The following is a 13,842-nucleotide window of genomic DNA, read 5'->3' as shown; positions in this document are numbered from 1 at the left end:
TTTTGATATGATTTATTTAGTATTTTTATGTAAAAGATTAACAATGAAAAAAATAATAGTTATTATTCTCATTTACCTGTTTATTTGCCCTGTTGTTGCACAACAAGGATTTCAGTTTGAAAAAAAAGTGAATAAAATTACCGTCCCTTTTAAATTGATTAATAATTTAGTTTTTGTGCCTATCAAAGTAAATGGAATTGAATTAAATTTTTTATTGGATACCGGTGTTGCCGAAACTATATTATTTAGTTTAGAAGATAAAAAAGAAGTTCGTTTTTTTAATGCCGAAAAAATATTACTTAAAGGATTAGGAAGTCAAGAGGCTGTTGAAGGATTAAAATCCACCAATAATATTTTAGAATTCAATAGTATGAAGTATAGTAATCATATACTCTATATTATTTTGGATCCTGAATTTAATTTATCGTCACATGTTGGAATTCCGGTTAACGGAATTATTGGATATCATTTTTTTCGAAATAATTTAGTAGAAGTTAATTACAAGAAAAAGAGAGTTATAGTTTACAAAGACAATGATAAAAATCGAAAAAAAATCGAAAAAAAATACAAAACAATTCCTATTTCCGTTGAAAAATCCAAGCCCTATTTGAAAAGCACGGTGGTTCAGGATAATAAAGAAATTCCTGTAAAATTATTGATAGATATAGGGAATAGCGATGCAATATGGTTGTTCCAAGATCGATCAGAATTGATTAAAGTTCCAGCTAAAAATTTCGAAGACTTTTTAGGAAGAGGTTTTAGTGGTGATGTAAAAGGTAAAAGAGCCATAATTAAAAAATTTGAGATGGGAGATTTTGAATTTAATAATCCTGTGGTAGCCTTTCCAGATTCGGTATCAATTAGGAATGTAAATATGGTACCAGATCGAAAAGGATCTGTAGGAGGGGAGATTATGAAGCGGTTTGCAGTTGTTTTTGATTATAAAAATAACCAAATGTATTTAAAAAAGAATAGTGAGTATAATGCTACTTTTAGCTACAATAAAAGTGGAGTGGAAATACAGCAGAACGGATTACAGTGGGTTCAGGAAACTGTGCGAATGGAAACGGTTCCGTTATCTACAAAATATAATGAGTCAGGAGTTGCTAAAGCATTTGCTAATGACTTTAAATATAAATTCCAATTAAAACCTATTTATGAGATTGCTTATGTCAGACAAGATTCTCCCGCAGCTAACATAGGATTACAAAAAGGGGATATAATCATTTTGATTAATAATAATCCCATTCATAAACTTTCATTGCAAGAAATTAATGCTCTTTTTAAGGCGGAAGAAGAAAAATGGATTATTCTAGAAATAGAACGTAAAAGCGAAATCTTAAAATTCAGATTTCAATTGTACAATATTTTATAAACAAAAAACGCTTTTGAAAATAGTTTTCAAAAGCGTTTTCAATTTATTTTCGATTCTGGAATTAATTAGAAATAACTTCTCCTTTAATTTTCAGAGCCACTCTTCCACCTTCATAGTTAACAGCATTTGACTCAACAGTTAGAGTCTTTCTGATAGGACCAGGAGCCATGTTGTATTTTACAGTTATTTTCCCTGTTTTTCCTGGCATAATTGGTTCATCTGGTTTTGTAGGAACCGTACAGCCACAAGTAGACAGTACATTAGTAATAATTAATGGAGCATTACCTGTATTTGTAAAGATAAAATCACGAGAGCCATTTTCATTCTTAGTAACCTTTCCATAATCAATTGTATTGTCTTTGGCTGCAAATTCAATTTTTGGGCCATTCTGAGCAAAACCGATACTGCTGATTAATGCGAATGCGAATAAAGCTATTGTTTTTTTCATTTTCTTATATTTAAATTCATTTAGTAAATTTACTTTCTTTTAATTAACGTACAAATTTTTATTTCTCTTTTTATAGTGTACTTAATTATTTACTTTTGTTCCCAATTAGAATTACAAATATCAGACCAAAGTTTAATTTTGGTTTTAACAGTTGCTTTTTATGACAATCCCTGCACAATTTGACGCTAAAACCATTGAAAATAAGTGGTATGACTACTGGATGAAGAATAATTATTTTCACTCAGAGCCAGACCATAGAACACCATATACCATAGTAATTCCTCCACCTAATGTTACTGGAGTTTTGCACATGGGACACATGTTGAATAATACCATTCAGGATGTATTAATCAGAAGAGCGCGTCTTAAAGGATTCAACGCTTGCTGGGTTCCGGGAACGGATCATGCCTCGATAGCTACTGAGGCTAAGGTGGTTGCAAAATTAAAAGCCGAAGGAATCAATAAAAATGATTTAACACGCGAAGAATTCTTGTCGCATGCTTGGGAATGGACTGATAAATACGGTGGTGTGATTTTGGACCAATTAAAAAAACTGGGAGCTTCATGTGATTGGGAGCGAACTAAGTTTACAATGGATCCTGATATGTCAGCCTCAGTAATTCGTTCTTTTGTAGATTTGTACAACAAAGGTTTGATTTATAGAGGATACCGTATGGTAAACTGGGATCCGGAGGCTAAAACGACTTTGTCTGACGAAGAAGTAATTTATGAAGAGCAACAAGGAAAACTATATTTCCTAAAATATAAAATTGATGGGAGTGAAGATTTCCTGACGATCGCTACTACACGCCCAGAAACTATTTTTGGAGATACCGCAATTTGTATTAATCCAAATGATGAACGTTTTGATCATTTGAAAGGCAAAAAAGCAATTGTACCTATTTGCGGAAGAGTAATTCCAATAATCGAAGATGAATATGTAGATATCGAATTTGGTACTGGTTGTTTAAAAGTGACTCCGGCGCACGATATGAATGACAAAACATTGGGAGAAAAGCACAATTTGGAGATTATTGATATTTTCAACGAAGATGCTACTTTGAATAGTTTTGGATTGCACTACCAAGGACAAGATCGTTTTGTGGTTCGTGAGGCAATTGCTAAAGAATTAGAAGCAATTGGTGCTTTGGCAAAAACAGAAACACACTTGAATAAAGTAGGTACTTCTGAAAGAACTAAAGCAGTTATCGAGCCTCGTTTATCAGACCAATGGTTCTTGAAAATGGAAGATTTGGTAAAACCAGCTATTAAATCGGTTTTGGAAGACGGCGAAATCAAATTGCATCCAGCACGTTTTAATAATACGTACGCGCATTGGTTAAATAATATCCGCGATTGGAATATCTCGCGTCAATTATGGTGGGGACAACAAATTCCTGCCTATTTCTATGGTGATGGGAAAGAAGATTTTGTTGTTGCTGAATCGATCGAAGAAGCTTTAGTTTTAGCTAAAGAAAGAACCAACAACTTAGAACTTACAACTTCTGACTTGAAACAAGATGTTGATGCATTAGATACTTGGTTTTCTTCTTGGCTGTGGCCAATGTCTGTTTTTGGAGGAATTATGGATCCCGAAAGCGAAGATTTTAAATACTATTATCCAACGAATGATTTAGTTACCGGTCCGGATATTTTGTTTTTCTGGGTGGCGAGAATGATTATTGCAGGTTATGAATACACAGGAAAAAAACCATTTACAAATGTATATTTGACTGGTTTAGTTCGTGATAAGCAAAGACGCAAAATGTCTAAATCATTAGGAAATTCACCTGATCCTTTAGATTTGATTGAAAAATTTGGTGCTGATGGAGTTCGTGTGGGATTACTTTTGAGCGCTTCTGCAGGGAATGACATTATGTTTGATGAGGAATTGTGTAACCAAGGAAAAGCGTTTACCAACAAAATCTGGAATGCGTTCAAACTGATAAAAGGATGGGAAGTTTCTGACGCTATTCCGCAACCAGAATCTTCTAAAGTGGCGATTGAATGGTATGAAGCTAAATTGCAACAAACACTTCTAGAAATCGAAGATAATTTTGAAAAATACAGAATTTCGGATGCTTTGATGGCCATTTACAAACTAGTTTGGGACGATTTCTGTTCTTGGTTCCTCGAAATGATAAAACCGGCGTACCAACAGCCAATTGACAGCGTAACTTTGGCGAAAGCCATAGAAATGCTGGAAAATAACATGAAATTATTGCATCCTTTTATGCCGTTCTTGACAGAGGAAATTTGGCAAATTCTTGCCGAAAGAACTACAGAGGAAGCATTAATCGTTTCGACTTGGCCAGAAATGAAACCTTTTAATGCGGGTCTAATTACTGATTTCGAACATACAATTGAAGTGATTTCTGGAATTAGAACCATTCGTAAAGACAAGAATATTCCGTTTAAAGACACAATCGAATTGAAAGTGGTAAACAATGATAAAGTTTCTACTTATTTTGATACGGTTATAACTAAATTAGGGAATATTACTTCATTAGAATATGTTTCGGATAAAGTAGACGGAGCATTATCTTTTCGTGTAAAATCAAATGAGTATTTCATTCCGATTACAGGAAATATAAACCTTGAAGAGGAAATTGCAAAACTGACTGCTGAGTTAGTTTATACACAAGGTTTCTTGGAATCAGTTCAAAACAAACTAGCAAATGAGAAATTTGTGGCTGGTGCGCCAGAGAAAGTTTTGGCAAACGAAAGACAAAAAGAAGCGGATGCCTTATCTAAAATTGAAACTATCGAACATAGTTTGGCAGGATTGAAATAAGAGTTAGTTTATTTATAAAATTTAAAATCCCATTCGTCTCGGCGAATGGGATTTTTTTTTGAAAAATCAAGTAAATAATTCGTCTTTGGTAAAAGAGGAATACTTGCGATTTATTATAATTTGGTAATTTTTTATCGATTAACGTCAATTGTATTGTGATTTAAAGAGTATTTTCTCCTTTAATCGGTTTTTGTGAGCTTACTGAAATATTGTTAATATGTTTGTACTGAGATTTTCAATTAATACTTTAGTATAGAAATGAAAAAAATATATAGTCCAGCTTACAGACAACATTATTTTGAAGGATATTCAATTGGTTTGAATCCATTTTTGGAATTTAATTATTCAAAAAGGAATGAAGCTTTTATTGCTGGATTTGATTCTGGACGATCAGATTATGAGAGGATGAACGGATGTATTAGTGATGGAATTCCGGAATGTATTGTCACTAATAAAATTCTGGAAGATTTTCTTCTGGCTGGTTTATTGGGCTTAAGTATAGATACTGAAGGCTATACTTCATATCAGATGAATTTGATAGCAAAATGGTATCAAAGTGGTGTAGAAAAATACGAGCCAAATCATAGTATCGCTCTTTTTGAATTGCTTGAAAAAAATGGCATTCAAATAAATTAAATTCTTTGCGAATGTTTAAATAAAAAAAATCTGTTTGAAAAACAGATTTTTTTATGGAAGCTTTTTAATTTTTTTTTATAAATTTTATGTAATAAGGGAATTACATTTCTATTCTTTTACAAACACAATTTTTAGTTTGTTAAAATAACAAAAACTTTTTCTGCTTTTCAAAAAAATGAAATTAGCAGAAAAAGTTTTAGATGAAATAAAACCTAGGTTTGGTTTTAGAATTTATATTTTAAACTTGTTAATATTTGACGCGGTGCAATTGGATTGATACTGTAGTTTTCGTGCACTGTATAATTCAATTCATTTGTAATGTTTGACAACCTACATAAGATTGATATTTTTTTCCAAGTATAACCGGCAGATACATCGATTGTAGTATAACCACTCATTGGAATTTCTCTGTCATTTATTGTTTGAACTCCAGTAGTAGGATTAATTACAACTAGATTATTCCAACCTCCAAGACGGTCACCAATGTAGTTTCCGATTGCTCCAAAAGAAACACCTTTTAATACTCCAGAAGGTAAGGTATAGAAAAAGCTTAAATTAGCGGTATTAGCTGGCGTTCTTACTACTCGATCTCCTTCAATAGTACTTCCGTTTAATCCGGATGTTTTGGTAAAACGCATGTCGTTGTAGCTGTAACCTGCAATGATGTTCAAGCCTTCAGTTGGTCTAGCTGTTATATCAATTTCAATTCCTTTACTTGTAGTTTCTCCGTTCAAGACTTTTATAGTTGTGTCAGTATTATTTGAGCCATCAGCTTTAAATTCTGCTGTTTGCGCTAAATTGCTATTTGTAATTTGGTACGCAGTAATATTTGTACTCAAAATACCTCTCCAAAAATCTTTTTTAATACCTGCTTCATATTGGTCTATGATTGAAGGTTTTATTGGTTTTAAATCAACTGTTGTTCCTGTATTTGGTGTAAATGAGTTAGAGTAGCTGGCAAACAAAGACATCTCTTTTGTTGGTTGATATACTAATCCAAATTTTGGAGAGAATGCCTCATCTTTACGAAGTGGAGCTTGAGTAGTCAAGGTGCTGTTGATTACTTCTGCTTCTTGCCAAGACCAACGAATACCTGCTAAAAGCTTAATTTTTTCTGTGAACGAGATTAAATCTTGTGCATAAACCCCAAAACGGTTTGTATCAGTGCTTACGATTCTGGTAAGCTTAGAGTTTGGCTCATCCATTCGCTGTACATTCGGGTCGAAAGTAAAGATATTTACAGTATCATAATTAGTAGGACTAAAGGCAAAAGTATATGCCTCAGCAAAAGAGTTTTCAAAGTCTACACCTGTGAATAATTGATGTTTTATTTTTCCAGTGTTGAAGTTTCCTTGTATGCTTAGTTGATCTCCAAAAATTTGCTCAGTACCTTTATTCTGTCCTAATGGCCTATTAAAATTTCCATAAGGATTAGCTGTAGGTGATATTACAATACGTTCAGTAGCTTTTGATTCTCTATCATAATTTTGAAAAGAAGCATTGAAGTTTAATTTCCAGTTTTCATTGAAACTGTGATTAAGTAATGCCGAAGCACTTGCTGATTTTGTTTTTCCGTTTGACCATAGTGCACCGTAATAGTTGCTACGTGGTACATCAACAATTACTTTACCAATTGCCCCTGTCCCAAAATCTGGTGTCCAATTGCTTTTCAAGTAATCTCCTTGAACAGTAATTTGAGTTTTATCACTCACATTGAAAAGGAAAGATGGGTTAATGTATAAACGTTCGTTTTTCACAACATCTCTAAAACTTTCAGAATTTTCGTAAGAACCAGTAAAACGATATGCAATATGTTTGTTTAACGGTCCGTAAAAATCAACTGATGGCTTGTAGTAAGCAAAACTTCCTGCTTGTATAGCAATTTCTCCACCACTTTTAAAAGATGGTGTTTTGGTAACTAAATTTAAGATTCCTCCTGGAGCAACGTTACCAAATAATAAAGCCGCACTACCTTTTAAAAATTCTACTTTTTCCAAAGAAGAAACCTCGGGAATAGATCCAGCATTATAGCGAAAACCATTTTTAAACATATTGTTGGCTGACATATCATATCCTCTAGAATAAAATGATTCTTGAGCGCCACCACGTGCAGAACCTACATAAACACCATTGGCATTTTTCAGTACCTCACTCAAACGAATGCTTTGTTGTTGTGCTATAATTTCAGATCCAATAACCTGTACACTTTGTGGAGTGTCCATTGGTTTTAAACCTGATCTCAAAGCAGAAACTGGCTTTTTATCTTTATTGACTGTAATAATAACTTCTTTTAGTTGCCCTCCTTTTTTGTTTTTTATGGTGTCAAATTCTGAAGAAGTAGTTTCATCATAATTTTTATCACCAGAATCATTTGCTGATTCTTGTGCTAGACAGGATAAACTTAATAAAAGTGTTAAAGTTGGAAGTAAAATATATTTCATGATTGTTTATTTGGAATAATTAAAAATAACGATGCAAATATAAAAACCAAGTTTGGTTTGACAAAACTTATTTAGATTAAATATCAATAATATTTAAATTTATTTATAAGTATTTGTTTTTAAGTTTGTTATGTTTTTTTAAAATCTTCTTTTTTTGAATAAATATAGTATTCAATGTATTTTCCGAGAATAAAGTGTCATTTTAGCTTTTATAATTTCTTTTCCTAACCTTGAAAATTGCTGACAGTGTGTTCTGTTAATTTCTGTTAATGTAAATAAGAGTTGGAAGTCCTCTTTTTAAATAAACTCATAAAGTGATAAAAACGTAAAGCTAGTATGGAGTTTAGGTTATTTGCAGATGTAATCTTATAGAAGAGATGGGTAAACATAGAGAGACATCGACCAAAAGTCGATTTGCAAGTGAACTATTTTTTTAAATTTAAAGCTCGGCAGTGAGTCGGGAATGCATTTTATAAAAAATCATTTTTTTAGTTACAAGTAGATTAGGTAGCTATGTTTTGTATTTTACTATCTAATTTCTGTGAAAAAACTTGCCTTTTATTTTATTTTTCGAAATTTTTTTGATTTTACAACTTTTCCATCATCAGAAATCATGATGCAGCTGTATTCAGGGTATTTATTGAGTAAAAGAAGTCCAGCTGTTTTTCCTAGAACCATAAGCGAAGTACTCAAACCATTTGCCGTTTCAGCATTTGGCCCAAAAACAGTCACGCTACACAAGCCTGTTGCGGGATATCCTGTTGCCGGATTAATAATATGCGAATACCGCTTGCCATCAAAAACAACAAATTTCTCATAGCTGCCAGAAGTAGTTACCGCTCCGTTATTTATAGGAACAACAGCAACGAGTTTTTCAGGATGAAAGGGATTAGTAATTCCAATATTCCAAGCTTTTCCATTGGGTTGTTTCCCCCAAGTACTCATGTCGCCAGATCCGTTTATAATTCCTGCTTTGATGCCTTTTGCAAGCATGATATCTCGGCATTTATCGGTAGCATATCCTTCTCCTAAAGCACCAAAACCAATTTTCATCCCTTTTAGTTTCAGAAATATGGTAGATTGTACGCTATCCAAGATTATATTTTTGTAGCCCACTTTTTCAACCGATTTTTGAATGGCTTCCACCGAAGGTATGGCTGTCATGGAGCCGTCAAATTTCCAGATTTTATCCATCGCAGCAAAACTGATGTCAAAACCGCCATTCGTAATTTCAGAAAATTGAATTGCCCTTTGTGTTAATTCAAAAACTTCACGATCTACTTTCACTGGACGAATGCCCGCATTTTTGTTCACTTCAGATACTTGTGAGTCCGATTTCCAATCAGAAATTAAATTTTCTATTCGGGTAATTTCTTCAATAACAACATCAATATTTTTTTCTGCACCTAACGAATCTTTGTCAACGATGGAAATGTCAAATCGACCGCCCATAAGTAAGGTAGTTCTTTTTCGTAGTGTTTGTGCACTACTTGTGAAGTTGCAGACAATAAAAAAAAGGAAAATGATTTGGTATTTGGTTAACATAGCGTTTGATTTTAAATCCTGCAAGGTTTCCAAAACCTTGTAGGTGTCGTTTTTATCTAAATACCACAAGGTCAAAAAAGACCTTGCAGGAAAATCGATTAATCCTAATTTTTTCAACCTAGTTTCGGCTCACTCACCTTTGGAGAGGGCTGAGAAGAGGACTTAGTAACTATCCGTTAGCACTTGTCCATTGGCTTTATAATCAGCAATACCTTTCCCAGTTTCGTCAATGCAAAGCGCATCAAGAACAGCTTCTACATCTTTTTGCATCGCAAGCGAACCGCAAATCATTACAACGTCTCCTTGTGTTAACAAATCAATGAAAAAATCAGCGTCACGTTTGATCAAATCCATCACATAATCATGGTTTGCTTCACGGGATAAAGCTACATTAAAACTTTTAAGATGCTGTTTTTGGATCATTTCAGCAGCAAATTTTTCATACCCTAAAACAGTTTCAGTTGCTTTTCGAAAACCACAATACAAATGAATTTCGGTTTTTTTCTTGTTTTGTTCTATCATTCCCAGAAAGGGAGCAATTCCAGTTCCATTTGAAATTAGTGCCACTTTGGGTGCTTTTTTTGGGAAATGAAAGGTGAGATTTTTAATAATTCTTGCTTTGAAAACAGATCCCTTTTCAATATTATATAAATAGCCGGAACCCAACCCTGAGGGATGTAATTTTACCACTAATTGTACGTTGCCTTTATGATTTCCGATAGAGTAGAGGCGTTCTTGGTTGTCATTAGCAGGATAAACAGCCAAAAGGTCGCCGGACGTAAATTTAGATTTTCTACTCGCTCGCAATGTGAGTAAAAAAGTATGTTCCGTGTCAGAAACGGCAGTTTTATGGAGTACGGTAAGCTTTTGCAACCCCTTTGGGACTTCATTATATAAGGATGGAGTAGCTGAAAGCGGAATTCCTGTTTTGGCACTCCATAATTTTACCCAACCTACAAATTCTTCAGCTGATTTGTCATTTACGGTTTGTAAATCTAAAAAGTGCTCCGCCCAATTTTGTTTTGCCAATAAAGTGTCAATGTCACGTGCATAACCACAAAAATCAGGATACGCTTTTGAACCAAATCCGACTACCGAAACATTGATTTTGTGCTGTTGTTCGGTTTTGTTAATGAGCGAAATAAATTTGCTCGCATTAGAAGGAGCATCACCTAATCCGTGGGTTGAAGTAAATACGATAAGATGTTCTGCTTTTGGGTAAACCGAATAATTATTCAATTCAGTAAGGAAAGCTTTTTTTTCGTGAGCAAGTAATTGTGTGTGAATAGCATTAGCAAATCGTAATGAACTTCCATTTTCAGAACCTACCAGCAAAATAAATGTACTGTCTTCTGGTTTGAATTTGTTTTTAATGCGACTCGATCTTCGTTTCAAAGTCATTGCAAATCCCGAGTAGATAAAAAAGAGAATATTTAAACTCGCTATTCCTAAAATTATCGCCCATAAAATATTGGTTCGACCGGTATGTAAGTTAAGACTCAAATCCGATATTAAAGCTCTCATCGGAAAAGGAGTTTCATTTACAATTGCACCAGAAACCTGGTTAACTTCTATTTCTCGGTCTTTTAATGTAATGATATAATATTCTTCGGGATCATCTGAAAAGGGGAATTCAATTTTTTGAACATCAGCCAGAAGCGTGTTTTTAAAAACTGAAGTAGAAACACCTTTTTTTGCAATAAGCGTAGTTACAGTCGTTTCGGTTTTGTCTTCTGAATCTGTTTTTTCGAGGAAAAAATTAAACTTTTCCAAGGTTAAATAGGTTCCTGAAAGTGCGATAATCAGAATTGGAATCAGCGATAATCGTCCTAGAAAAATATGGTAATATTGGGCAAAATTTTCTTTTACAATTTTAGAAAACAAACTAACAAGACTTCTTTGTCGGTTGAGTATTAAAGCAAAACCCGAAATGGAAATCAATACTAACAAAAAGGAAATAAAACCAACAAAAAAACGCCCCGTTTCTTTCAGAAATAAAGAACGATGGAGCGCTGTAGTCCATTTGATAAACTCACTTTTTTTGATGGGTTCTCCTAGTATTTTTCCAGTTCTTGGATCAACATAAGCATTGACATCATTATCTTCCTGGTCGATACCTTGCAGGGTTACAAATTGATTGTGGTTAACACTTAATTCCGTTATTTCAGCGTAGGTTTTGCGCAATATCGGCAAAGTTTCTCCAAGTGTTATTTTGTCGAAATTTTCTACTTTGTATGGCGGTGTTTTCTCTTGTATGGCATCGACTGCGAGTATGACACCAGTTACGGATGCCAATATCAAAAATGCAGCAGAAAATAAAGCCAAAGCCAAATGTGAGTAACGCCAAAAAGAAAGGGTCATTGATAATAAATTTTAACATATAAGTCATATAAGTTTTACGTTTTGTAAAAGCTTATATGACTTATTATGGTTTAATGTAAAAGCTGTTTATTTTATATTTTGTTTAATCTTACGTAACGAATATAACCTTTACCTTCAGTTTTTGCAGCAATTCCTTCTGTTGTAAGCGGAATTTCTAAATCGGCGGTATAATATTTATGATCTTCTACAGCTGTTTCAAATCGCAATTTAAATCCTTTGTTGATTTTAGCATCTTCAATTTCTAGTGTAGTGATGCTACGGTCGCCGCCAGTTACTGAAGCTCCAGTTTTGGCGCTGATATTTTCTGGTTTTTTAGAATAGAATTTATGCCACTCTTTTAGGGTTTTGTACCATTTTTTATCGTCACCCATTACATATAATGTTTTCACATATTCGCCTTTAGCGTTTACAAGTGAAACTACGATATAAGCGCCTTCTCCCATGTAGTTGGACATTTGGAGCATGCATTTGTATTTACTGGTTTGTGCGGCAGCTTGAAAGGACAAAAGGAATAGAAACGCTATAGATAAACTAATTTTCAGGATTGATTTCATATGTAGATAATATTTGTTTTAAAGGAATATGGTATCGCCATTCTTCATTATTGTTTGTGATTTTCTATCACGGCAATTTCATATTGTTATTTTAAAAATTCGAGAGATACGTTGTTTTTTGTTAAAGACTCGTTTTCTTTTGCTAAGGCATAGGCACTTTCGTCAAAATCAGTGATGATTTCTTTTTTGGCACCAATAGAGATCAGGTATTTTAAGATAGTATCGTCTTTAGAGATCATAGCTGCTTTGTGCAATGCTGTTAAACCATCTTTGTTTTTTGCGTTTACATCGACGTTTAAATCAGTAATTTTCTTTAGCAAAGTTAAATCGTTTTTTGCGATAGCAAAGTGATAAAGCGTGCTTCCGTCTTTTTGAGGAGTGACTACGTTTAATCCTTTATCCTGAAGTAGTTTTATTTTAGCTTCAAAAGGATCTTGTTTTGGTCCATTAGCAGCTTCTGGTCCACGACCTATTGGTCTGTAGGACTGTATTAAGTAATATCCTAAGTTGTTTCCATCTTTGTCTTGAACGTTTGCAGTGGCGCCTTTACTCAATAGTAGTGCAACTGCTTCTGGTGTCCCAGATTTCACAGCCATCGTTAATGCCGACTCACCTTTACCATTTTGTATATTGATGTTTTTTACAATTGGCAATAACAGTTCTAGTGCGGCAATTTCTCTTGACCCAGCTGCTGCCATTAATGCAGTATTCCCTTCATTATCGGCTTTGTTGGCATCTACTCCTTTTGCTAAAAAGTAATTGATGATTTCAGTTTGGTTGGATTTACTTACCAGAAAATGAAGTACAGTCTCTCCTGTTTTGCTAGTTACTGTAGGTTTTAGTTTTAATTCCTCTACCAAGTATTTATAGGTCGCTATGGTGTTAGCGTCTCTACGAGAACCTTGTGCAGCAATAATTAGTGCATTATCAGTGTATTTCACTCCTTTTTCTGACAGTGTTTTTAAAAGGGTTACATTTCCAGTTCTGGCCGCATAATTAAAGGCCGTATTGCCATCATTATCAATGTCTGTAAGAGATAAACCTTTAGAAATAAAATAGGTAGTAAGTGTCAGGTTTTTATCAGACGGTATAGCCATAAACAATAGATTTAGACCGTCTTTATATTTTTTCTTTGGGTCTATTCCAGCTTTAAAAAGAGCATCATAGACTGCGGTATTATTTTGACCGTTATTGGCTGCAAATGTAATTGGAGTAAAACCTTGGCTATCTTCTAGGTTTATGTCTGATCCTTTGGCTATAAGGTATTCTACGATTGCTGTATTTCCTTTATTAGCGGCCCAATGTAAATAAATACGATTGTCATGGGTAGATTTAGTGACTTCATTTCCGGGTTGTTCTAATAAGAATTTTATTGTAGCCTCAGGTGCATCATTATTGATAGCCATAACAGTTACATCAAAAGCATTAGGTGTTGATGCTGATGGGCTGTTCCCTTTTGCAATTTCGGCTTTAACTGTACTTACATCTGGAGTTGTTTTCCAGAAAGACTGCTCTAAAAGTGTATTTTTTTGTTGCGCACTCACTAATAAAGTAGTGACTAAGGCAAATGAAATTAAAAGATTCTTTTTCATAAATGTATTGTCAAGGTTCTTATTGATAGGGAATATTTGTTTAATTAATTGTTGGTTATTTAGAATAAATAAAAA

Annotated in this window: 9 protein-coding genes; 3 read left to right on the top strand and 6 right to left on the bottom strand. The window is 33.8% G+C overall.

Annotation, left to right across the window (positions count from 1 at the left end; all coding sequences use genetic code 11):
- Window positions 1-43: 43 nt before the first annotated feature.
- Window positions 44-1,375: a PDZ domain-containing protein gene (locus ACNQF6_RS02870; protein ID WP_417963066.1), complete on the top strand. Its 1,332-nt coding sequence runs from the start codon at window positions 44-46 to the stop codon at window positions 1,373-1,375.
- 61 nt (window positions 1,376-1,436) lie between these two features.
- Here ACNQF6_RS02870 and ACNQF6_RS02865 read toward each other — a convergent pair whose 3' ends face one another.
- Window positions 1,437-1,823 carry a DUF1573 domain-containing protein gene (locus ACNQF6_RS02865; protein WP_417963064.1) on the bottom strand — a complete coding sequence of 129 codons (387 nt, stop codon included), beginning with the start codon at window positions 1,821-1,823 and terminating at the stop codon, window positions 1,437-1,439.
- Between the two features lie 160 nt (window positions 1,824-1,983).
- Between ACNQF6_RS02865 and ACNQF6_RS02860 the strand changes: the two genes are divergently transcribed.
- Together ACNQF6_RS02860 and ACNQF6_RS02855 are read left to right on the top strand one after the other, a co-directional pair.
- Window positions 1,984-4,617 (top strand): valine--tRNA ligase, encoded by a 2,634-nt coding sequence (locus ACNQF6_RS02860; protein ID WP_417963062.1) that lies wholly within the window; start codon window positions 1,984-1,986, stop codon window positions 4,615-4,617.
- Window positions 4,618-4,875: 258 nt separating this feature from the next.
- Window positions 4,876-5,253 carry a hypothetical protein gene (locus ACNQF6_RS02855; protein WP_417963060.1) on the top strand — a complete coding sequence of 126 codons (378 nt, stop codon included), beginning with the start codon at window positions 4,876-4,878 and terminating at the stop codon, window positions 5,251-5,253.
- Between the two features lie 224 nt (window positions 5,254-5,477).
- Here ACNQF6_RS02855 and ACNQF6_RS02850 read toward each other — a convergent pair whose 3' ends face one another.
- The 5 genes from ACNQF6_RS02850 to ACNQF6_RS02830 form a co-directional block, all read right to left on the bottom strand.
- The gene (locus tag ACNQF6_RS02850) at window positions 5,478-7,694 is read right to left on the bottom strand and encodes a TonB-dependent siderophore receptor (protein WP_417963058.1); all 2,217 of its coding nucleotides are present in this window, start codon (window positions 7,692-7,694) and stop codon (window positions 5,478-5,480) included.
- Window positions 7,695-8,252: 558 nt separating this feature from the next.
- Complete coding sequence (locus ACNQF6_RS02845; protein WP_417963793.1) at window positions 8,253-9,239, bottom strand: FAD:protein FMN transferase; 987 nt, start codon at window positions 9,237-9,239, stop codon at window positions 8,253-8,255.
- 162 nt (window positions 9,240-9,401) lie between these two features.
- A complete protein-coding gene (locus ACNQF6_RS02840; protein WP_417963056.1) occupies window positions 9,402-11,600 on the bottom strand; it encodes a PepSY domain-containing protein in 2,199 nt (732 codons plus the stop codon).
- 92 nt (window positions 11,601-11,692) lie between these two features.
- Complete coding sequence (locus ACNQF6_RS02835) at window positions 11,693-12,175, bottom strand: DUF2271 domain-containing protein (RefSeq protein WP_121342626.1); 483 nt, start codon at window positions 12,173-12,175, stop codon at window positions 11,693-11,695.
- A gap of 86 nt (window positions 12,176-12,261) precedes the next feature.
- Window positions 12,262-13,767, bottom strand: coding sequence for an ankyrin repeat domain-containing protein (locus ACNQF6_RS02830; RefSeq protein ID WP_417963053.1), 1,506 nt, complete (start codon window positions 13,765-13,767; stop codon window positions 12,262-12,264).
- Between the last annotated feature and the right edge of the window lie 75 nt (window positions 13,768-13,842).

Source organism: Flavobacterium pasteuri, assembly GCF_048286615.1.
In the GTDB taxonomy this organism is placed as follows: domain Bacteria; phylum Bacteroidota; class Bacteroidia; order Flavobacteriales; family Flavobacteriaceae; genus Flavobacterium.
Note: the sequence above shows the minus strand (reverse complement) of the source record. Positions and strands in the feature narration are given on the sequence as shown.